This is a genomic window from Rhizobium sp. P40RR-XXII, assembly GCF_012641405.1.
In the GTDB taxonomy this organism is placed as follows: domain Bacteria; phylum Pseudomonadota; class Alphaproteobacteria; order Rhizobiales; family Rhizobiaceae; genus Rhizobium.
In genome coordinates, this window is record NZ_JABAII010000025.1 from 68,388 (window position 1) to 89,279 (window position 20,892).

The following is a 20,892-nucleotide window of genomic DNA, read 5'->3' on the forward strand; positions in this document are numbered from 1 at the left end:
GCTAGTGTTGTAAGTGTTTCTTAGCTGATATCTGATAGGCCTTTTCCGGTAACGACCGGATAAATTGCCATGAACACTACTGAGAAGTCCGAGCAATTTAACTTGGACAATATTCGCAAGCAGGTTTCGGAAATCCGCACCCGCGATGCCGAAGAGCCGCGAAGCGACGACCCGAGCAGCTTGAATGCCTATGCCCGGCAAATCGCCGAACAGTTTCGCGAAACCAATCAGTCTCCAGCGATCATCGTGGGGCAGTACCGGCTGTTCGAGTTCCTGTCATTGCTTGCCCTCGGGCTTGCAATCCTCCTGTTCGGAACGGCGGCGGACAGTCATCCATTCGTGTCGAAGACTGCCGTGACTGTCTCGCTCAGCGGCCTTGCCATCGCGTTTCTGCAGATCGCCGACGCCTATCAGATACCGATATTGCGCGCGCCTCATCGCTTCCTGCACCGGATTCTCGGATCGTGGGCTGCCGCCTTTGCGGTCATGGCCGTCGCGCTTACGCCGTTCGACATCAACAATATCTATTCGATCCGTCTTCTCGGCCTGTGGCTCGCGGCAGGCGCGGGTTTCCTGCTCGTCACCCGGTTGCTTTTCGCCTATGGCATTCGCAATTGGGGCCGCAACGGCATCATGGAAAGACGCGCCGTGATCATCGGCGGCGGCGAACCCGCCAAGGAACTCATCCGCGCGCTTGAACACCAGCCCGACAACGACATCCGCATCTGCGGCATCTTCGATGATCGCGGCGAAAAGCGCTCACCCGTCATGGTCGCCGGCTATCCCAAGCTTGGGACAGTGGGAGAACTCGTCGAATTTGCCCGTCTCGTGCGCGTCGACATGCTGATCATCGCGCTTCCGATCAGCGCCGAAGACCGCATCCTGCAGCTGCTCAAGATGCTGTGGGTGCTGCCCGTCGACATTCGCCTGGCGGCACATGCCAACAAGCTGCGGTTCCGTCCGCGCGCCTATTCTCATGTCGGCGCTGTGCCGATGCTCGACATCTTCAACAAGCCGATCCGCGATTGGGACGGTGTTGCCAAGCGCATCTTCGACATCTTCTTCAGCCTGGTGGCGCTTGCCCTGCTCTGGCCGGTGATGCTCGGTGCCGCGATCGCCGTGAAGGCGACCTCGAAGGGGCCGGTCCTCTTCATGCAGAAGCGCCACGGCTTCAACAACGAGATCATCAAGGTCTTCAAGTTCCGCTCCATGTATACGCACATGAGCGATCCCACGGCACGCAACGCCGTGACGAAGAACGATCCGCGTGTCACCTCTGTCGGACGCTTCATCCGCAAGACGTCGATCGACGAGCTGCCGCAGCTTTTCAACGTGCTGCTCGGCAGCCTCTCTCTCGTCGGTCCGCGGCCGCATGCCGTGCTTGCCGCCAGCCATAACCGCACCTACGCGGATGTCGTCGAAGGCTATTTCGCGCGCCATCGCGTCAAGCCCGGCGTGACCGGCTGGGCGCAGATCAACGGCTGGCGCGGCGAGATCGACAGCGACGACAAGATCAAGTTCCGCACGGCCTATGATCTCTACTATATCGAGAACTGGTCGCTGCTGTTCGATCTGAAAATCCTGTTCCTGACGCCGTTCCGTCTGCTGAATACGGAAAACGCCTATTGAGCGCGATCGATCTTCCATCGTCCCGCGTCGCACAGCCGCAGCTTGCCACAATGCGGCTGGTCGGTACGGCGAGCGTTGCCATTGGCGTGTTTCTCTCCGGCTTCGTGATCGCGGAGCCCGCACCCTACGAGCTGTGGCTCGCCTTCCTCATCGGCACCTGGTTCGTCCTCGGGCTGAAGATATCGCGCAGCGTCGCGCCGCTTCTGGCGCTGTTCCTGGCATTTAATGTCGGCGGCATGCTCTCGATCACGCAGATGCACGATCTCACCGCCGGCAACCATCTGGACGGTCCGATCTATATCGCCGTATCCACCTTTCTGGCGCTGAGCTCCGTCTTCTATGCGGCCATCGTCGAGGATAGCGAAAGGCGGCTGAAGCTGATCTTCAACACCTGGGTGGTGGCGGCGCTGATCACCGCAAGCCTCGGCATCCTCGGCTATTTCCATGCCGTGCCGGGTTTCGACATCTTCACCCGCTACGACCGCGCCATGGGTGCCTTTCAGGATCCGAACGTCTTCGGTCCCTATCTGGTGACACCGAGCATCTACCTCATGCACGGCATCCTGATCGGCGACCTGAAGAAGGCGCCGATCAAGGGCATCTGCCTCTTCGTCCTGGCCTTCGGTGTCTTCCTCTCCTTCTCGCGCGCGGCCTGGGCGCTGTTCGCATTCGCCTCGATGATGCTGATCTTCTGCATGCTGCTGAAGCATCGCAGCAATATATTCCGGCTGCGCATCCTGGTCATGTCGCTGACGGCAGTCATCCTGATGGTCATCCTGCTTGTCGTCGCACTGCAGTTTCCGCAGGTCAGCGACCTGTTTTCCACGCGCACGCAGCTCGTGCAAAGCTATGACGGCGGACATCTCGGCCGCTTCGAGCGCCACAGCATCGGCTTCATGATGTCGATGGAACGGCCGCTCGGCATAGGTCCGCTCGTCTTCGGTCAGATCTTTCGCGAAGACGAGCACAATACCTGGCTCAAGACGCTGACCACCTACGGCTGGCTCGGCTTTTTCTGCTGGGTCAGCATGATCTGCTGGACCATCTATATCGGCTTTCGCAACCTCCTCAAGGAACGGCCGTGGCAACCCTTCGTGATGATCGCCTGGATCGTCATTCTCGGCCATGTCGGCATCGGCAATGTCATCGACACCGACCATTGGCGCCATCTTTACATGTTGATCGGCATCGTCTGGGGCTGCGGCGCTCTCGAGCAAAAGTACCAGCGTAGCTTGAGCAGAAGGGAAGGAGCACCTTGAATATCCGCACCAACGTCAAGCGTCTGTCGCTGCTGCAGGTCCTCGAACCGAGCGGCGGCGGCTCCGGGCGGCATTTTATCGATCTGTGCCGCGCGATGCAGCATCGCGGCCATTCGGTGACTGCCGTCTATTCGCCGGTGCGCGCCGAGCCTGCCTTTGTCGCCGAGATGGAGAGCATCGGCGTCGACAATGTCATTCCGCTTGACATGCGGCGCGCGCCAGGCCCCTGGGACCTGACGGCCTGGTGGCAGCTTCGCAAGATCGCTGGGACATACGGGCCTTTCGACCTGATCCACGGTCACAGCTCGAAAGCCGGCGCCCTGACGCGCCTACGGCTGCCGGGACCGCATGTGCCGGTCCTTTACACGCCGCATGCCTTCCGCACCATGGATCCGACGCTCGGGGCCAGGGGACGGTTGATCTATGGCGGCATCGAGCGCTTTCTCGGCACCTGGCTGACGGACCGCCTGGTCTGCGTTTCGCAGGACGAATATAATCATGCCGTCTCGCTCGGCATTCCCGAAGCGCGCCTGCGCGTCGTCGTCAACGGCGTCAACGCACCTCCCCTCAGCCAACGCGCGGCCGTCCGCAAGAGATACGACATCCCGCAGGGCGCCCTTCTCTTTGGCTTCGTCGGTCGGATGACCCGCCAGAAGGCACCGGAGCGCCTCGTGGAAGCCTTTGCTCGAATAGCCGCTGACATGCCGCAAGCCTATCTTTTGATGATCGGGATCGGCGAATTGGCCGAGGGCATGAAGGCGAGGATCAAGGCCGCCGGCCTCGAAGACCGTGCCCGGCTCGACGGCAGCGTGCCGGGAGTGACCGCCATCGACGCCTTCGACGCCGTCGTCATGCCGAGCCGCTATGAGGCAATGTCCTATGTGATGCTGGAGGCCGCAGCCGCCGGCAAGCCGCTGCTGCTCGCCGATGTCGGCGGCGCGCGCACAGTGCTAGAACACGGAAGGAACGGGTACATCGTTCCCAACAGCGACGATCCGGAAGCATTGGCAGCCGCGATGGCGCGCCTTGCCGATCCGATGCTGCTTGCAACGCTTACGGCCGAAGCGCGACGCCGCAAGGACAGCTATACGCTGGCCAGCATGGCCGATGCGACCGAAAAAATCTATCTGGACCTGCTCGGCTACCTTGCCACGGCGCCGATGGAGTTGTCCGGCAATACACGGCTGCGCAATGTTGTCGAAGGACAGAAAAAGAGTGCAGCTGCACTTTAGGTTTGCGCGCGATTTTTATCCGAAACCAGTTCCGCTTTTGGAACCGATGCGATAGACTTAACCTATGATTACTTCAGCGCAATTACGCGGCGCACGCGCCATGCTCGGACTGACGGTGGAAACGCTTGCCAACGAGAGCAAGCTTCCGGTTTCGACCATCGAGGCACTGGAAACGGACGGCGCCTCGACCGATTTCAAGGCACTTTCCACAGTCCGTTCCATCCTGGAAAATCACGGCGTCGTCTTCCTCGCCGGCGGCAGCGACGGGACAGGCGGTCCCGGCATACGCTTCAAGCATTGGTCTGAGAATGATGGCATCCGGCCGGAAAACCTGAATGCCACCAATGACGACTAAAGCGCATCGCGATCTCTAAGATTCGCTCCATGTGCTTTGGGTTCTTGATCTTGCGCGCGTCTTCATCTCAAAACCGCCGCACATTTTTGCGGCGAAGATTTAGGTCGACAACTTCCAGCTTTTGACGAGTTCTTCCGGCGCCGACAGCGCGGCAGGCAGGATGAAGCGTTCCGTGTCGTTTGCCGGCTCCCGGCCCTCAATGGCAGAGCCGACGGGCAGGCCATGGCCGAAATCGTTCAGCGTCACGAGTTCCAGGATCATACTGCCGTACTCATCGCGCCACTCGCGTCGCTCGCCGCCGTCGAAAAGACGCAGCCGCCCCTTGGTGCGCGGGCGCTCATGTGCGGCAAGCCACTGCGCCACGGATGCCTCGGCATTGGCGAAGGACACCACCTCATCCCCGTCGCCATGCCAGATGGAGACTGCGGGATAGCGGGCAGCTTCAGGCGAAACTTCGCGCACAAGCGCTCCCCATTTTTCGGCGGTTCGGGTGGAGCCCCGCTTCATGACGTCAAGCGCCGACATGGCATCGCGGGCGGCGCCGAAAGGCAGGCCGCCGATGATCGCGCCTGCGGCAAACAGCTCCGGATAGGTTGCCAGCAATGCGGCCGACAAGGCACCACCTGCCGACAGGCCCATAACGAAAATCTTGCTGTCATCGATATTATGCAGCCGGCGGCTGAAATCGATCATTTCGCGGATGGAACCGAGCTCGCCGCGGTCGCGCGTTACCGAGCTCGGCCGAAACCAGTTGAAACACAGATTGAGATTGTTCGATATCTTCTGCTCGGCATAAAGCACGGCAAAGCCGTGTTCGCGCGCCAGCGCGGTCCAGCCGCTGGCGCGATCGAAATCCTCGGCATTCTGGTGACAGCCGTGCAGGATAACGACGAGCGGCATCGGGCCTTTGGCGCCCGGCGGCACATATTCGAGCATGCGCAGATCGCCGGGATTGCGGCCGAACCACAAAACCTCGGTCAGCCCCTGCGGCGCGGGCCGCGCGGAAACGCGGCGGCGCGATGGCTGCGACAGCGGCTGCGTCATCGGAAATTTGAGCTGCTGCAGCTCTACAGAATCGACGAGCAAGCGGCGAAGCCGGCTCGGAACTTTAAAATTCATCATGGACCTTTCTATCCACGCCAACCGCGATTGGATTTTTTCATCCGCTGCGGCAGGCGCGCACTGTTCCTTTCCAGAATCAGTGGCATCGAGAAATCGAATCTCTTTGTGCAACGCAGCATATATAGGGAGGCGGCCCCGCTTCGAACAGGCATAAAGCATCATTGCTGCTATGTGAAATCAGCTTAAATCGATTAGATTGTCGGCCATAAAAAAACGCGGTTGCGTCAGAAATAAGCCCTGGCGAGCGCAAGCAGCTTTTCGTCGTCCTTCACGCCCTGGCGATAAAGCTGGATGATCAACGCCCCGAGGCGCTCGGCTTCCGGACTGCGGGAGTTCATGCCACGATCCTTGCAAACCGTGTCCAGCACCCTCTCCAAGCGATCCAAGTCGTCTGAAAACAGGGGCAAATCCCGCGGATGAATAGGAGTTTCTAACATTCGTGCATCTCGTCATCTTTCGGGCAGAAGCACGCTGAACCTCGCCGTCACCCGCTCTATATCCGACGATCGGAGCAGACTATGCGCTTTGCGCGAAGTCTTGGCAAGGAAGCATTTCAGCAACCACGCACGTCTGATTCGCAAACACGACGGTAATTTTTCCAAGAGTACAATTTTAAGTTACCGCATCACGAAGCCTTTATCCGCATCTGCGATAAGCGGGAAAAATGGAGGCAAGACGATGAACAAATTTTTGATCCCGGCTGTCCTTGGCATGGCGCTTTTCGCCACGACGCTACCGGCCCTTGCGCAGAATTTTCAGAACCTTCCCCTGCGCAATCCCCGCCAGCAGCCGGAGGGGTACATTTCCGTTCAATCCGGAAGATCGATCTCCTATCCGGTGGCGGACGGCGATAGCGAGGAGCAGCAGGAGAAGGCCTTGAAATCCTTCTACAAGTTTGCCGCAAGCAGTTGCGCAACCTTGCTCGATACCATCGCCGACGCCTGCGAGATCAGCGCCATGTCGAGCAATAGCTCGGTCAACAATCTCGACAACCGCGGCGCGAGGCTTTCCATCAACGGACAGGTGACGATGTCGGTGAAACTCAAGCCGGCGGCAGCAGCCGCGAAGTAGCCTTTCCCATCTCAGTTCGCAAATCCGGTCCAAGCCAACGGATCGGTAAGAAATGGCGGCGATAATCCCCTCGCAATCGAGGGATAATACCATGGCAAAAGCGAAACGGCGCACGCGGCGCAAACCGCAGTCCAAGGCGGGCAATTCGATGTGGCTATGGGGCGGCGTCGGCCTGGCAACCGTGGCCGGCATCTATGTCTATCAGCATCGCAACGAAATGCCGTCCATGCTTGCCCATGCCGGCGCGGTGGCCGGCATGCCGCATATGGCCAGGGAAGCGCCAGTGCCTGCGGCCAAGCCACAAACAAGGATGGCCGCAATCGCTCCCGAGCCGAGCGCGACGGCATCGGCCCTGCCCGTACCACCCGCCGCCATTCCCGTGGCACTCCCGGTCAGCAAGATACCGATCGAACGGCCCGTTCCCAGCCTACGACCCCAGACCGGTGGCCGTTTCGTGATTTGCGGTCCCGGTTCCGGAACGAATTGCGTGGTCGACGGCAATACCTTCTGGCAGAACGGCGTCAGGATTCAGCTGGCCGATATCGACGTGCCGGATGCGGATGCCGCACGCTGCCCTGGCGAGAGGCAGAGGGCGGTGACGGCGAAACTACGCCTGCAGGCCATCCTCAATGACGGGACTTTCGTCCTTTCGGGCAGCAACCGCCCCGACGACCGGAATGGCGGCAAGCTGCGCATCGCCATGCGCGCCGGCCGCTCGATCGGCGACCAGATGGTCTCCGAAGGCCTTGCGCGCCGCTGGACGGGACAAGCGCCGTCCTGGTGCGGCTGATTTTCTGGAAATTCGATTGGGAGTTCAAGAAGATAAATGGTCGGGGCGACTGGACTCGAACCAGCGACCCCTTGACCCCCAGTCAAGTGCGCTACCGGGCTGCGCTACGCCCCGACCTGCCGAAACGGCTTGTTTCGTTTAGAGTTTAGAGTTTCCCGACGCAAGCGAAAAGTAGCGGCTTGCTCAGAAAAAGTTGCCGCTCAGCGGCACTCCCGCCTCGGCCCGTAGCTTGGCTGGTAGGTATTGTCCGAGGCGCGGTAGGAGCGATAACGGCTAGCGCAGGCGCGGGCATGACCGTCGTCGTAATAACCTTGAGCGCGCTGCCCACTGAAGAGTGTGCCGGTCACGAAGGACTTGAAGAGCACGCCGCTGTCGGAATTATCGTCATAATAACTATCGTTACCATGCAGCCGATGGCCGCTGCCCCAGCGGTGGTGATGGTGCCAATGGCCGTGGCCGTGATCATGGACCTGAACAATGTCCGACTGAACGGGTGCGGGCACCGACAATGTCGGCATGGTGATGGCGGCGGCCGGCATGGCGACACCGGCCGCCAGCAAAAGACCAAAGCCCGCGGCAGTTACCGACCTGGCGATCGTAAACATATGCGACTCCTTCGAAATCCGGCGACAGCATCATACACTTCCGCGTGAAAACCTTGCCGCCGAGCATGCCGTGATTATCTGTATATAGTGATTTGGAGCCACACTCATAGATGCCCCTCCGTCTTTATTGCGCGACGGATTTCAGGGAATGTGAAGCGAGCGGAAGGTTAAGGCGATGAAACCCGTTATAATGCTTATGCTGTGCGCACCGTTGCTTGCCGCATGCAACACGACCGAACCGCTGCAGCCCATTCCAGGCAGCATCACCTACGGCGGCCAACCGCATATGAAGCTGACGCTGTCGCCTCCCGGCTCGCAATTTCAACATCGTTTCACCAACCAGTGGGGCGAGGATGTCATGGAGACCTATATCATCCAGCCCGACCGGAGCCTGAAGCTCGTCAATCGCCAGGTGATGAGCCCGCCATTCTGACGGCGAACGGTTCTGCGTTTCATGGAATCGTTGAGCGGTTCTAACTCTGTGCTTTACGCAATTCCGGACGGAAAACCGCTGTGCACTTTTCCTGGAATTGCATAGGTTGCTCATGAAATGAAAACTCCGTCGGTGTGGGCCGACGGAGGATGAATTCGAGTAGCTGGCAAGGCAACGCTTACCAGCAGCGATAGCAGCGGCGGTAATAAGGCCGGCCGTAGTAGCCGCGATGATGGTTATCGCTGACGGCAGCGCCGACGAGCACGCCGCCGATGATCCCGGCAGCGGCAAGACCGGCAGCCTGATTTTCAGCCTGCTGCGCCTGGACGCGGTTGGCCTGATAGGTCGCGCCGACGCAGCGATTGTACCGCTGCGTGCCGGGGCGAAGCCCCTGCGATTGACAGGTCATTTCGGCACTCATCGCAGATTCCTGCGGCGTCTGGCAGCTCGACAAAATGGTGGTAATGGCGACGAGACTCGCGGCCACGGTGGCACGTATACGCATATTCCCTCCGGCAATTTAAGATATAGTCCCGATGGAGCGCATACAGCCAAAGGTAAGCTTTAGCAAGCAAGAGTCGTGCGAATAGCCCCCGGAAACCGGCGGAAGCGCCTGAAAACACTCGCGAAGATGGTATTTTGCTTAACAACTCAATAGGATAAAGCTGAAAATGAAGAAGGCCCCGTCAAGAACAGAGCCTTCCCGCATTCAGCCCACGTATATATGCGCGGGCTGTGGAGATCATGCCATCTCGGATCAGAAGTTCCGCTCGAAGCGGAGAATACCGGCAACGGTGTCGTCCTTGATGAAATCGTAGTGCATGTAGGTCAATTCAGGTTCGACCAGGAAATCCTTGACCGGGTAGATCTTGAGATTGGTGGTCGCTTCGAAGATCTTGGACTCGGTGTAGGCGAGCTGCAGGTTCCACTTCAGCTTGTCATTGACCGGAACGGCGACACCGCCCCAAACTGCCCAGTCACCCCAGCCGCACTTGGCGGCGTTGACAGCGCCGCCCGACGTCGTGCAGGCGGAAATATCCTGGTTGGTGCCGGCATATTTGTTGAGCTTGTCGCCATCGGTGTTCCAGCCGCCCATCAGGAAGGCTTCCACGCCGCCGAACTTGGCGTCGATGCGAGCCTTGATCGCCCCTTCTTCGACGATCGAGTCGTAGCCGCCGACGATCTTGAAGCCCCAGTTGCCGGCCTTGTAACCAGCACCGGCAACGACGTCGGGAGCGTAATGGTTGGACTTGTCGTCCGTCCACCATCCCGCGCCATAAGATGCCTCGCCATCGGAGGTGGAGTAGCTGTCTTCGAGTGAGATCACCGCCGTAAAGCCATTGCCTGCGTCGTAATTATAGGTCAGCTGATTGAGTTCGTACGGACCGTCATAGATCGCGTCGTCGTTAATGACATCGCCGGCATAGCCGGCATAGAGGTTGAACTGCGAGTCGAGCTTGCCAACCGTGAAGCCAGCAAGGCTGATATTGGCAAACAGGAGCTTGGAGGAGGTCGCGCCGCCATCGTTCCACTCCCAGCGGAAGATGGTATTGGTCTTCAGCGGACCGTATTCGGTGTCGGTCGCGGTATCGACATTAAGTTCCACGCGCTCGTGCCAAAGCGTTCCGACCCTGCTGCGCGGATTATAGGCATCATACCACTCACCTTCCGTACGAACCTTTCCGCCAATCTTCAGGCAGGTTTCGGTGCCGGGAATATAGAAATAGCCTGTTCCGTACGCATCGCAGATACGGACATATTCAAGCGGTTCGGGTTCGGCGGCGACAATAGCGTCAGCGGCATGGGCGGCGCTCGCTGCGGCGATGGCAGCGGCGGAGCCAAGAAGAAGGCTCTTGATGTTCATGGTGTCTCCATTCGACTATCCATCAGGGATGGAGTCTCCCGGCAGACAACAGCGTGCCCCTCCATAGCCTGACTGGCTGTTCCCCTCACACAGGGCGAAGCAAAGAAGCTTCCCCCTTCAAACTGAACCTGTGGCGCTACCACGGCAAGTTAATAAGGCTTGCGAACTAATTGTCACAACGAAGAAGAGTAGCGAGCGTGATAAAATTATCACGCTCATTTACGCGGCTAATGAAGTTGTGGTCCTAGCATAGCCAGGGAACGCGTAAATCATGACGATACTTGAGTGTCGTTGCGCATCACCGGAACAAAGCATTTACTTGCTCCGCAACGTCGGCAGGAGGCTGTTAGCGCACCTGATCGAGCAGACGCTTGCATTCCAAAAGATCGTAGAGCGTTTCCTGCAGCAGGGCGCGATCTTCCTTGCCGACACTGGATTTGCCGATGGAGACATCCGGTGCGCCATCCTCGCCGCTTACGAAGTTGAAGAAACGGCGGCTGATCGGCGCCTTGGCGCGGCCGACAATCTGATCTTCTTCGGCATTGCCCGAACCGACACGGGGCTCGACGGTCGCAGGCTCCTGCGCGGCGGCAAGCGCCTCGACGCTGGCAAGATCGCCATGGCCAACCGCAATGACAAATTTGTTGCCGTTGGTCTTCAGAAGCTTCTGAACACCCTTGATCGTATAGCCGTGATCATAGAGCAGATGGCGGATGCCATTCAGCAGGTCGACATCCTCGGGGCGATAGTAGCGCCTGCCGCCACCACGCTTCATCGGCTTGATCTGCGGAAACCGGGTTTCCCAGAACCGTAGGACATGCTGCGGTAGATCAAGGTCTTCCGCGACTTCGCTGATCGTGCGAAATGCATCCGGGCTCTTGTCCATCATCTTACTCCTACAGGGCGCACTCAGCGCCATTCGGGCCGGATCACGCAAAGGCGGGTATGGCTATCCATACCTCCCCATGATGCGACTCACCATATTTCAACGGTTTGGCGGCGGAAATTCAAGTCATCTCTTCAGCCGCTGCACAGGCAAGCACCGAAAAGGCAGCAACAGCGCATCAAAAAGGCCGCAGAACAAAGCATGCGGCCGATATCGATACGAATCTCTGGAGTGGATCAGGAGGCAGGATTTACCGGCTTGGTCTTCGCCTTGCGGCTTGCATGCGCTTTCAGGATGCGGGTCTTGAGGACATTCGATGCCTTGAAGGTCATGACCCGCCGCGGCGAGATCGGCACCTCCTCACCGGTCTTCGGATTGCGCCCGATACGCTCATTTTTGTCGCGCACCTGAAAAGTCGCGAAGGAGGAGAGTTTCACGGTTTCGCCACGCACTATGGCGTTGCAAATTTCATCGATCACAGTCTCGACGAGCTCAGCCGACTCCGTTCGGGAGAGACCGACTTTCCGGAATACCGACTCCGCCAAGTCCGCGCGCGTCACTGTCTTGCCCGTCATAGCTCCCCGCCCATCTCAATGCGTAATCTTCTTCAAGCCTTGCGAGACTATTGCCCTTGCGTCGCACGGTCAAGCTCTTGTTCGGAACGGCTTTTAGAGATATGGCGCTACCAACGCAGCAGCACCGCTCCCCAGGTGAAGCCGCCGCCCATGGCTTCCAGCATCACCAGATCGCCTTTCTTGATTCGACCGTCACCGGCCGCAACGGCGAGCGCAAGAGGGATCGATGCCGCCGACGTGTTGCCATGAAGATCGACGGTGACCACAACTTTCTCGGGAGCAATTCCAAGCTTCTTGGCCGAGGCATCGATGATACGGCGATTGGCCTGATGCGGCACCAGCCAATCCAGATCATCAGGCGTGGTGTCCGTCGCATCGAACGCAGCCTGGATGACATCGGTAATCATGCCGACGGCGTGCTTGAACACTTCGCGGCCTGCCATGTGCAGCACACCGACCGTGCCTGTCGTGGAAGGACCGCCATCGACATAGAGCTTGTCCCCATGCGCGCCATCGGAGCGCAGGCTTGCCGCCAGGACGCCGCGATCGGTCGTGGCGCCGCTCCCCTCGCCTGCCTCAAGGATCAGCGCACCGGCGCCATCTCCGAAGAGGACGCAGGTCGTGCGGTCGGTCCAATTGAGGATGCGCGAAAACGTCTCAGCGCCGATCACGAGGACGCGGTTGGCAAGGCCGCAGCGAATATAGGCGTCAGCCGTCGTCACCGCATAGACGAAGCCGGTGCAGACGGCCTGTACGTCGAAGGCGAAGCCATGATGCATACCGAGCCGGTTCTGGATATTCACCGCCGTTGCCGGAAAGGTATTGTCCGGCGTCGAGGTGGCGACGATGATCAGATCGAGATCATCCGGTGTCAAACCGGCGTTGGCGAGGGCGGCGCGTGCCGCCTGCTCGCCCAAGGACGCCGTGGTTTCGCCTTCACCGGCGATATGGCGCTGGCGGATGCCCGAGCGCTGCACAATCCAGTCGTCGCTCGTGTCGACGATCTGCTCCATCTCGGCATTGGTCATGACGCGCTTGGGGAGCGCCGCCCCGAAACCGCGGGCTATTGAACGGATCATTCTACCTGTACCCCGTCGCTCATGCCGCTTCCGGCCCGATCGGGGGCAGCCGTTTGGCATGATATTTCTTCAAATCATTTTCGATTTTCTGCGTGAGACCATTCTTGGCCATATCGTAGCCGACGTCGATGGCGGCGGCGAAGGCTTCGGCATTCGCGCCGCCGTGGCTCTTGATGACGATACCGTTGAGGCCCAGGAACACACCGCCATTGACCTTGCTGGGATCGAGCTTTTCCCGCAGCAGATCGAAAGCACCCTTGGCGAAGACATAGCCGATGCGCGCGAGCAGCGTGCGCGACATGGCAGCGCGCAAATAGGCGGCGATCTGCTTTGCCGTGCCTTCCGCCGCCTTCAGCGCGATATTGCCGGAAAAACCTTCCGTGACGACGACGTCGACGGTGCCCTTGCCGATATCGTCGCCCTCGACGAAACCGAAATAGTCCAGCGATTCGAGATTGGCTTCGCGGATCAGCCGGCCGGCATCCTTGACGTCTTCCTGTCCCTTGATTTCCTCGACGCCGACATTCAGCAAGCCGACGGTCGGGCGTTCGATCTCGAAGAGAGCGCGCGCCATGGCGCCGCCCATCAGGGCGAAATCGAGCAGCTGCTGCGCATCGGCGCCAATGGTGGCGCCGACATCGAGCACGATGCTTTCACCGCGCAGCGTCGGCCAGATCGCGGCGATCGCCGGACGCTCGATATTGGCCATGGTGCGCAAACAGAACTTTGCCATCGCCATCAGCGCGCCGGTGTTGCCGGCGGATACGACGACATCGGCCTCGCCCACTTTCACGGACTCGATCGAGCGCCACATGCTAGAAACGTAACGACCGCGGCGCAACGCCTGGCTCGGCTTCTCATCCATGCTGATGGCGACATCACACTCGTGAAAGACGGATCTTTCCCGAAGCTTTGGATATTTGGCGAGGACCGCTTCGCAGCGATCCTTCTGTCCGTACATGATGAACGTGATATCGGGATGCCTATCCAGCGCCCTGGCCGCGCCGGGAACAACAACCTCTGGGCCGAAGTCGCCACCCATTAGGTCAAGAGAAATTCTGATCACGCGTCCCTAGTCCTTTATCTCCACCAGCCTGGCGAATTTGGCGTCAAAATACCGTTTTCTCCCTCGGTTACAACTGAATTGTGCTCAGTTGCCAAGGAGGTCTATTCCTTTTTCCAGTCTTTCAGAACGGCGAACGGCGAAGGTTTCTTGTCATCCTCGCCCGTGTCTTCAATATGCGCATCGAACTCGACTCCAGGCTTGCGCGGATAGGGATCAATGGCAAGAGCCGCGAATTCCGTAACCACCGCGCCGGCGTCGATCGTATCGCCGGTAAAGGTCTCCGGAAGATCCGGACCGTCGGGATCAAGCACCATTTCGCCCGCGTCCATGGAGGGCGCACGCGCCAGCTTGGAGTCCTCGGGCACAAAGATATGCTCGAAATCCTCGTCGATCTCGGATTCGACCGGCTCCAGCGTCACCACGCAGGCCTGAACGATCTTTGCCCTGACATTGCCCTTGACGCGGACGCCGTCGCGCTTCCAGCGCGAGATCTTGAGATCGGCTTCGAGCTTGCCCACCGAAAGGACATTCCAAAGGACGGCAAGCCCGGCAAGCTCGCGGTCATCCGCTTCGATGTGCACGTCCACCGGGTTGGCGGAAATATGGCCGACCTTCACCGGATAGGAAAATGGTGTTTCGTCGGAATCATGTCTTTTCATTTTTCTTCTCCTAACCGAGCTGTCGGTCGAGTTTGGCCGGCTGCGGCAGCGTCGCGGATCCCGTGGCGATCCGATCTTCGGCTACCGCGGCCAGATGCGCTTCCGCCGTCAGCATCCAGCCGGCAAGCTCGACCATGGAAGCCGCAGCCTCTTCCGCCTTGGGATAAATGTTGCGCTGTAGTGCCGTGGCAAGCGCCGCACGATCATTGCCATCCATGGCAGCCGCATAGCTTTCAAGCCGTCCATAGAACATACCGGCCAGTTTCTTCATGCGCTTCGGCACGCTGTTATCGCCTATCCCCAGCTCGCGGATCGAATAATCGATATCTTCGAAAAACGCATCCACGATTTCCTGGGCAAGTTCCTGGCCGCTGGTCGCCGACGACCGCGTGCGACGGAAGAACAGGATCATCATCACGGACAGCAGTTCGAAGCGCCCCATCACCGTATCCGGCACGTCATAGTCGATATAGAAAACCGGCTGCCGCGCCATGGATGTCAGGACCTCATACTGCCTGACGACGATGATCTGATTGTGATTTCTTTTGCGGAAGAGCCCAAAAATCATGAGAATTCCCAGAATTGGCTCCTTCAGAGCGCGCCGTTTTTGCTTGGCCGTGTTGCATCCACGCAAAAGCTGGTTTACCGAAGCAGGCGCGAATTGCAATGCCGTTTGTGCCCGCTTCGAGGCTCCTGCCCTTACCGTCGTCACGTTGTGCATGATCGGTGATGAAGAGTGCCGAACAACGCCTTTGTGCCCTTTCCAATCGCGGAAAGGCCACAATGATGTGCACAGCAAGGTCATATTGGCCGTCCGGCCATCGGATTGATTCATTAGGGGAGATGAGATGTCGTTGACCAGACGGTATTTCAAGTCTGACATTACTTTCAGCAGCGCTGCCGCCATCGCCCTGGTGATTGCGACCATGGGCCTTTCAGGTTGCAAGACCAGCGAGGTCATGAACAACGGCTACATCTTCGATCCGCAGTCGCTGGCACTTGCGCCGGTCGGCTCGAGCCGCGAGCAGGTCCTGCTCTCGCTCGGCACGCCGTCGACCACCGCGACCTTCGATGGCGAGGTCTTCTATTATATCTCCCAGAAGCGCACGCGCGCCGTCGCCTTCATGAAGCCGAAGCTGGTCGACCAGAACATCCTGGCGATCTATTTCGACAAGGACGGTATCGTGAAGCAGGAAGCCAACTATACGCTGAAGGACGGCAAGGTCTTCGACATGATCAGCCGTACGACGCCGACCGGCGGCCGCGATATCACCTTCCTGCAACAGATCCTGCAGGGCAGTGGCAACGGCGTCAACGGTGCGAGGAACTTCCTCAACAACCTCAACCCAGGCCAATAAGCCGGGAAGCCCTTCAAAGAAAAACCCGCGAGGCGCACGCCCCGCGGGTTTTCATTATGCATTCGGTTTGCTTTCCTTGGTCTTCTCCGGGCTTAAGAGCGGTTCAGCTTTTCATGGAATCTCCGAACCGCTCCATCTCTTTGTTGCCTCGCAATTCCGGACGGAAAACCGCGCAGCACTTTTCCTGGGTTTGCTCTAACCGGCGAGGATGGCGAGCAGAAGCAGGGCCACGATGTTGGTGATCTTGATCGCCGGGTTGACTGCCGGGCCCGCCGTATCCTTGTAGGGGTCGCCGACGGTATCACCCGTCACCGACGCCTTGTGGGCTTCAGAGCCCTTCATATGACGCGTTCCGTCCTTGTCGACGAAGCCGTCCTCGAAGCTCTTCTTGGCATTGTCCCATGCACCGCCGCCCGACGTCATCGAAATGGCGACGAAGAGACCGTTGATGATCACGCCGAGCAACGATGCGCCGAGGGCAGCGAAGGCCGAAGCCTTGGAACCGGAAAGCAGCAGGACACCGAAATAGACGACGAGCGGAGCCAGTACCGGCAGCAGCGACGGGACGATCATTTCCCGAATGGCGGCCTTGGTCAGCAGATCGACGGCGCGGCCGTAATCCGGGCGTTCCGTCCCCTGCATGATGCCCGGTTTCTCGCGGAACTGCCGGCGCACCTCCTCCACGATCGAGCCGGCGGCGCGGCCGACGGCCGTCATTGCGATGCCGCCGAAGAGATAGGGGATGAGGCCGCCGAACAGCAGGCCGGCGACGACGTAGGGGTTGGAAAGCTCGAACGAGATCGTGCCCACATTGGCGAAATACGGGAACTTGTCACCGTGAGCCGCGAAATATTGCAGGTCGTTCGAATAGGCCGCGAACAGCACCAGCGCGCCGAGACCGGCCGAGCCGATGGCATAGCCCTTGGTGACCGCCTTGGTGGTATTGCCGACCGCATCGAGCGCATCGGTGGATTTGCGCACTTCCGGCGGAAGATGCGACATTTCCGCGATGCCGCCGGCATTGTCGGTGACGGGGCCGAAGGCATCGAGTGCGACGATCATGCCGGCAAGGCCGAGCATGGCGGTCACCGCGATGCCTGTACCGAAGAGGCCGCCAAGCTGATAGGTGGCGATGATGCCGCCGACGATGACGATTGCCGGCAGCGCCGTCGATTCGAGCGAGACAGCAAGCCCCTGGATGACGTTGGTGCCGTGACCGGTCACCGACGCCTGGGCGATGGAATTGACCGGCCGCTTGTTCGTGCCGGTATAATATTCGGTGATGACCACGATCAGCGCCGTGACGATCAGGCCGACGATGCCGCAAGCAAACAGCTTCGTGCCGGTAACGTCGAAGCCGCCGACAGTGCCGACGGAGCCCCAGCCGATGGTTAACGAGGTGGCCACGGCCAGGCCGATGATCGACAGGACGCCGGTGGCGATGAGGCCCTTATAGAGGGCACCCATGATCGAGCCATTGGCACCGAGCTTCACGAAGAAGGTGCCGATGATCGAGGTGATGATGCAGGTGCCGCAGATCGCCAGCGGATAGATCATGGCGGAATTGAGCAGCGGTGTGCCGGCGAAGAAGATCGCGGCGAGAACCATGGTTGCGACCACGGAAACCGCATAGGTCTCGAACAGGTCAGCCGCCATGCCGGCGCAATCGCCGACATTGTCGCCGACGTTATCGGCGATGGTGGCGGGATTGCGGGGATCGTCCTCCGGAATGCCTGCTTCGACCTTGCCGACGAGGTCGCCGCCGACGTCGGCACCCTTGGTGAAGATACCGCCGCCGAGACGGGCGAAGATGGAAATCAGCGAAGCGCCGAAGCCGAGGGCGACCAGCGCGTCGATGACATCGCGCGATCCGGCCTCATGGCCGAGAATGCCGGTCAGGACGTAGAAGTAGATGGAGACGCCGAGCAGGGCGAGGCCCGCGACCAGCATGCCGGTGATGGCGCCCGACTTGAAGGCGATGTCGAGGCCCGCCGACAGGCTATGCGACGAGGCCTGCGCCGTGCGGACATTGGCGCGCACGGAGACATGCATGCCGATGAAACCAGCCCCACCCGAGAGAATCGCGCCGATCATGAAGCCAAAAGCGGCTTCCGCAGACAGCAGAAGCCAGGCTACGATGAAAACGATGACACCGACAATTGCAATGGTTCTATATTGACGCGCCAGATAGGCCTGCGCGCCTTCGCGGATATAACCCGCGATTTCCTGCATGCGCGCGTTACCTTGATCGGCTGAAAGCACCGACCGGGTCGTCCAGATGGCATAGACCACCGAGAGCAAACCGCACGCGATTACACCTAAAAGAATCGACATTTCGCTTTTTCCCTCCAAAAAGCCGGCGGTTCACTCCTCCTCCGGCCGCCTGCGCCAACGAACAGCCCCTTCCTCCAGGGGATCAACCGATGTGCAGTTGCGAGATTGCTGTCGGGACAACGTCGCGTCAAGACCGCCCGCAGGTAAAATACCCGCAGGAGGTTCAAAAGAATATTCGAAGATGAATTCAGGCGCGAATGAAGGAAACGAAAGTGACGGGCGTCGCCATTTGCGCGCTCGGTGGACCTTATTTCTTCGCTTCGCCGCGAACCTGCTTGGCGATTCGGTCGAGCACCGCGTTCACGAGCTTCGGCTCGTCCTCCCCGAAGAAGGCATGGGCGATCTCGACATATTCGGTGACGATGACCGGAACCGGCACGTCCTTGCGGTCGAGAAGCTCGAAGGTGCCGGCGCGCAGGATGGCGCGCACGGTGCTGTCGAGACGTGACAGCGCCCAGTCGTCCTGCAGGGCCGAGCCGATCAGGGGATCGAGCTTGGTTTGATCGCGCACGACGCCTGATACGATGGAGCGGAACCAGGAGGCATCAGCCTTCAGATAGGTCTCGCCGTCCAGCTCCTGTCCGAGGCGGTGCGCTTCGTACTCAGCCACCACCTCCAGAACGCCGGTTCCGCCGATATCCATCTGATAGAGCGCCTGCACCGCCGCAAGACGCGCTGCGCCCCGCTGGTTGGCGGGTTTTGCCGGTCGCTCGTTATCCTGATTGCTCATGTATTATGCACCCAACTTCTCTTTCAGCGCGATCATGGTCAGCGCTGCGCGAGCGGCAAAGCCGCCCTTGTCCTTATCCGAACGGCGGGCGCGAGCCCAAGCCTGTTCATCATTCTCGACGGTGAGGATACCATTGCCGATCGCGAGGGATTCGCTGACGGCCAGATCCATCAATGCACGCGAGGATTCATTGGCGACGATATCGAAATGATAGGTTTCGCCGCGGATGACCATGCCAAGAGCGACATAACCATCATAGACGACGCCGCCATTGTCGCCGCCATCGAGCGCCATAGCAATCGCAGCCGGGATTTCCAGCGCGCCAGGCACGGTGACGATGTCATAGGTCGCGCCAGCCTCATCGAGAGCAGTCTTGGCGCCATCGAGCAACGCATCGGCCATATCGTCATAGAAGCGGGCTTCGACGATAAGGATATGGGCATTGGAAGAGCTGGTCATACATCACCTGCGGATTGAGAGGGCGCGGCACCTTGTCAGGCCGGGTCAAACCACGGCGGGCCTCGCTTGGCAAGTGTTTTTAATGGCTGGCGCCAATTCCAGCCCTATTTGGAAATCATCGGCGCGACGCGAAAATTGTGGCTTTCGCCAACGCAACCGCTTCGATAATAATTCAAAGCGTGCAAAGGGGAGGTTCATGACGAAGAAATCCGCACCCGCCGTCAATGTCGGCGAGCTCGAGCTGGAGCATTGGCAACAGGGCAGCTTCTTTGCCGGCAGCGACACCTCTTTCGGGGCGATGCTCGGCCTGAAGGATCTCGGGATCAGCTATAACGAAGTGCCGCCGGGAAAGTCCGGCTGTCCGTTTCACAACCATCATGTCGAGGAAGAACTCTTCGTCATTCTCGACGGCGAAGGCGAATATCGCTTCAGCGACCAGCGTATCGCTATCAGCAAGGGCGATGTCCTGGGTGCCCCCGCCGGCGGCCCGGAGACGGCGCATCAGCTGATCAATACCGGCCCCGGCGTGCTCACCTATCTCGCCATTTCCACCAAGGCACGAACGGAAATCGTCGAATATCCCGATTCCGGCAAGTTCCTGGCGAAGACCAATAACGACGGCAAGGCGACGTTCCGCACAATCGGCCGCGCCGCCGCCGGCAACCTCGATTACTGGGACGGCGAGCCCGGCGCCTCGAACGATTAAGCACCATCAAGGACAGAATTCAGCAAAGCTCATATCTCCATGACCCATATTCCGACGCTGACGACTGATCGCCTACTGCTACGCGGCCATAGACTCGATGATTTCGAAGAATTCCTCGGCCTATGGAAACACGAGGAGATCGTTCGCTTTATCGGCGGCGAAATGCCGACACGCGAACAGGTGTGGGCACGCCTCCTGCGCTATGCCGGCCTATGGCATCATCTCGGCTTCGGCTTCTTTGCCGTCGAGGAACGCCAAAGCGGCCGATTGATCGGCGAAGTGGGCTTTCTCGATCTGCATCGTGACATGACGCCGATGACGGAAGGCACGCTGGAGGCCGGCTGGAGCATTACGCCGCCGATGCAGGGCAAGGGCTATGCGACGGAAGCCATGAACGCGGCTATCGCCTGGGCGGACGGACAGTTCGCAGGCCGACGCATGACCTGCATCGTGGACCTGGAGAACGTCCCGTCCCTGCGGGTCGCCGAAAAGATCGGCTTCCGCCGTATCGGCGAAGTAACGTTCAAGGACAGGTGCAATGCCGTATTCGAGCGCTAGGAAGTGTGGACAGTTATCTGATCCATAGGACGATTGCTGCGATAGTGACGACTGCGAGGTAGTTTTCGGCGGTTTTTTCGAAGCGCGTAGCGACCCTGCGGAACTGCTTGCGTCTCGAGAAG

24 protein-coding genes, 1 tRNA gene and 1 pseudogene are annotated in these 20,892 nt (G+C 59.5%); 10 read left to right on the top strand and 16 right to left on the bottom strand.

What is annotated here, in order from left to right; translation table 11 throughout:
* Positions 1 to 69 precede the first annotated feature (69 nt).
* From HGP16_RS30835 to HGP16_RS30850, 4 genes are all read left to right on the top strand, one after another.
* Positions 70 to 1,629, top strand: a complete 1,560-nt coding sequence (locus HGP16_RS30835; RefSeq protein ID WP_168843743.1) for an undecaprenyl-phosphate glucose phosphotransferase — start codon at positions 70 to 72, stop codon at positions 1,627 to 1,629.
* Positions 1,626 to 2,888, top strand: a complete 1,263-nt coding sequence (locus HGP16_RS30840) for an O-antigen ligase family protein (protein ID WP_168843744.1) — start codon at positions 1,626 to 1,628, stop codon at positions 2,886 to 2,888. The genes HGP16_RS30835 and HGP16_RS30840 overlap by 4 nt, the downstream gene beginning before the upstream one ends.
* Positions 2,885 to 4,120 carry a glycosyltransferase family 4 protein gene (locus tag HGP16_RS30845; RefSeq protein WP_168843745.1) on the top strand — a complete coding sequence of 412 codons (1,236 nt, stop codon included), beginning with the start codon at positions 2,885 to 2,887 and terminating at the stop codon, positions 4,118 to 4,120. Before HGP16_RS30840 ends, HGP16_RS30845 begins: the two co-directional genes overlap by 4 nt.
* A 64-nt stretch (positions 4,121 to 4,184) precedes the next feature.
* Positions 4,185 to 4,475, top strand: coding sequence for a helix-turn-helix domain-containing protein (locus tag HGP16_RS30850; protein WP_168843746.1), 291 nt, complete (start codon positions 4,185 to 4,187; stop codon positions 4,473 to 4,475).
* Between the two features lie 99 nt (positions 4,476 to 4,574).
* Here the strand turns inward: HGP16_RS30850 and HGP16_RS30855 are convergent, their stop codons facing one another.
* Positions 4,575 to 5,597, bottom strand: coding sequence for an alpha/beta hydrolase family esterase (locus tag HGP16_RS30855; protein WP_246703605.1), 1,023 nt, complete (start codon positions 5,595 to 5,597; stop codon positions 4,575 to 4,577).
* 224 nt (positions 5,598 to 5,821) lie between these two features.
* Positions 5,822 to 6,034: a hypothetical protein gene (locus HGP16_RS30860; RefSeq protein WP_168843747.1), complete on the bottom strand. Its 213-nt coding sequence runs from the start codon at positions 6,032 to 6,034 to the stop codon at positions 5,822 to 5,824.
* A 241-nt stretch (positions 6,035 to 6,275) separates the two neighbouring features.
* Here HGP16_RS30860 and HGP16_RS30865 point away from each other — a divergent pair, with 241 nt between their 5' ends.
* On the top strand, positions 6,276 to 6,668 hold the full coding sequence (locus tag HGP16_RS30865) for a hypothetical protein (RefSeq protein WP_168843748.1): 393 nt from the start codon (positions 6,276 to 6,278) through the stop codon (positions 6,666 to 6,668).
* Between the two features lie 91 nt (positions 6,669 to 6,759).
* A complete protein-coding gene (locus HGP16_RS30870; protein WP_168843749.1) occupies positions 6,760 to 7,458 on the top strand; it encodes a thermonuclease family protein in 699 nt (232 codons plus the stop codon).
* A gap of 37 nt (positions 7,459 to 7,495) precedes the next feature.
* On the opposite strand, the gene HGP16_RS30875 is transcribed toward HGP16_RS30870, so the two are convergent.
* Both HGP16_RS30875 and HGP16_RS30880 read right to left on the bottom strand, forming a co-directional pair.
* Positions 7,496 to 7,572: transfer RNA gene (locus HGP16_RS30875), tRNA-Pro, on the bottom strand.
* A gap of 86 nt (positions 7,573 to 7,658) precedes the next feature.
* Positions 7,659 to 8,063, bottom strand: coding sequence for a BA14K family protein (locus HGP16_RS30880; protein WP_168843750.1), 405 nt, complete (start codon positions 8,061 to 8,063; stop codon positions 7,659 to 7,661).
* Positions 8,064 to 8,238: 175 nt separating this feature from the next.
* On the opposite strand from HGP16_RS30880, the gene HGP16_RS30885 reads away from it, so the two are divergent.
* A complete protein-coding gene (locus HGP16_RS30885) occupies positions 8,239 to 8,496 on the top strand; it encodes a hypothetical protein (RefSeq protein WP_168843751.1) in 258 nt (85 codons plus the stop codon).
* Positions 8,497 to 8,674: 178 nt separating this feature from the next.
* Here the strand turns inward: HGP16_RS30885 and HGP16_RS30890 are convergent, their stop codons facing one another.
* The 8 genes from HGP16_RS30890 to HGP16_RS34625 form a co-directional block, all read right to left on the bottom strand.
* Positions 8,675 to 9,001: a hypothetical protein gene (locus tag HGP16_RS30890; RefSeq protein ID WP_168843752.1), complete on the bottom strand. Its 327-nt coding sequence runs from the start codon at positions 8,999 to 9,001 to the stop codon at positions 8,675 to 8,677.
* A 252-nt stretch (positions 9,002 to 9,253) separates the two neighbouring features.
* Positions 9,254 to 10,360, bottom strand: coding sequence for a porin (locus HGP16_RS30895; RefSeq protein WP_168843753.1), 1,107 nt, complete (start codon positions 10,358 to 10,360; stop codon positions 9,254 to 9,256).
* 346 nt (positions 10,361 to 10,706) lie between these two features.
* Positions 10,707 to 11,246 (bottom strand): MerR family transcriptional regulator, encoded by a 540-nt coding sequence (locus tag HGP16_RS30900; RefSeq protein ID WP_168843768.1) that lies wholly within the window; start codon positions 11,244 to 11,246, stop codon positions 10,707 to 10,709.
* Positions 11,247 to 11,482: 236 nt separating this feature from the next.
* On the bottom strand, positions 11,483 to 11,821 hold the full coding sequence (locus tag HGP16_RS30905) for an integration host factor subunit alpha (protein WP_168843754.1): 339 nt from the start codon (positions 11,819 to 11,821) through the stop codon (positions 11,483 to 11,485).
* 107 nt (positions 11,822 to 11,928) lie between these two features.
* Complete coding sequence (locus HGP16_RS30910; protein WP_168843755.1) at positions 11,929 to 12,900, bottom strand: beta-ketoacyl-ACP synthase III; 972 nt, start codon at positions 12,898 to 12,900, stop codon at positions 11,929 to 11,931.
* Positions 12,901 to 12,919: 19 nt separating this feature from the next.
* A complete protein-coding gene (plsX, locus tag HGP16_RS30915; RefSeq protein WP_168843756.1) occupies positions 12,920 to 13,966 on the bottom strand; it encodes a phosphate acyltransferase PlsX in 1,047 nt (348 codons plus the stop codon).
* A 101-nt stretch (positions 13,967 to 14,067) separates the two neighbouring features.
* Positions 14,068 to 14,625 carry a DUF177 domain-containing protein gene (locus HGP16_RS30920; protein ID WP_168843757.1) on the bottom strand — a complete coding sequence of 186 codons (558 nt, stop codon included), beginning with the start codon at positions 14,623 to 14,625 and terminating at the stop codon, positions 14,068 to 14,070.
* Positions 14,626 to 14,635: 10 nt separating this feature from the next.
* Positions 14,636 to 15,193 carry a ubiquinol-cytochrome C chaperone family protein gene (locus tag HGP16_RS34625; protein ID WP_168843758.1) on the bottom strand — a complete coding sequence of 186 codons (558 nt, stop codon included), beginning with the start codon at positions 15,191 to 15,193 and terminating at the stop codon, positions 14,636 to 14,638.
* Positions 15,194 to 15,473: 280 nt separating this feature from the next.
* On the opposite strand from HGP16_RS34625, the gene HGP16_RS30930 reads away from it, so the two are divergent.
* Complete coding sequence (locus HGP16_RS30930) at positions 15,474 to 15,983, top strand: outer membrane protein assembly factor BamE (protein ID WP_168843759.1); 510 nt, start codon at positions 15,474 to 15,476, stop codon at positions 15,981 to 15,983.
* A gap of 195 nt (positions 15,984 to 16,178) precedes the next feature.
* Here the strand turns inward: HGP16_RS30930 and HGP16_RS30935 are convergent, their stop codons facing one another.
* The 3 genes from HGP16_RS30935 to ribH all read right to left on the bottom strand — a co-directional run bounded on the left by HGP16_RS30935 (position 16,179) and on the right by ribH (position 19,506).
* Positions 16,179 to 18,317, bottom strand: coding sequence for a sodium-translocating pyrophosphatase (locus tag HGP16_RS30935; RefSeq protein WP_168843760.1), 2,139 nt, complete (start codon positions 18,315 to 18,317; stop codon positions 16,179 to 16,181).
* A 247-nt stretch (positions 18,318 to 18,564) separates the two neighbouring features.
* Entirely contained in the window at positions 18,565 to 19,047 is a 483-nt protein-coding gene (gene nusB / locus HGP16_RS30940) for a transcription antitermination factor NusB (RefSeq protein ID WP_168843761.1), read from the bottom strand.
* Positions 19,048 to 19,050: 3 nt separating this feature from the next.
* The gene (gene ribH, locus HGP16_RS30945; protein WP_168843762.1) at positions 19,051 to 19,506 is read right to left on the bottom strand and encodes a 6,7-dimethyl-8-ribityllumazine synthase; all 456 of its coding nucleotides are present in this window, start codon (positions 19,504 to 19,506) and stop codon (positions 19,051 to 19,053) included.
* 196 nt (positions 19,507 to 19,702) lie between these two features.
* Between ribH and HGP16_RS30950 the strand changes: the two genes are divergently transcribed.
* Positions 19,703 to 20,212: a cupin domain-containing protein gene (locus HGP16_RS30950; RefSeq protein ID WP_168843763.1), complete on the top strand. Its 510-nt coding sequence runs from the start codon at positions 19,703 to 19,705 to the stop codon at positions 20,210 to 20,212.
* Between the two features lie 39 nt (positions 20,213 to 20,251).
* Positions 20,252 to 20,770 (top strand): GNAT family N-acetyltransferase, encoded by a 519-nt coding sequence (locus HGP16_RS30955; RefSeq protein WP_168843764.1) that lies wholly within the window; start codon positions 20,252 to 20,254, stop codon positions 20,768 to 20,770.
* Positions 20,771 to 20,783: 13 nt separating this feature from the next.
* Here the strand turns inward: HGP16_RS30955 and HGP16_RS30960 are convergent.
* Positions 20,784 to 20,892, bottom strand: a pseudogene (locus tag HGP16_RS30960) (IS5/IS1182 family transposase); the annotation flags it as partial.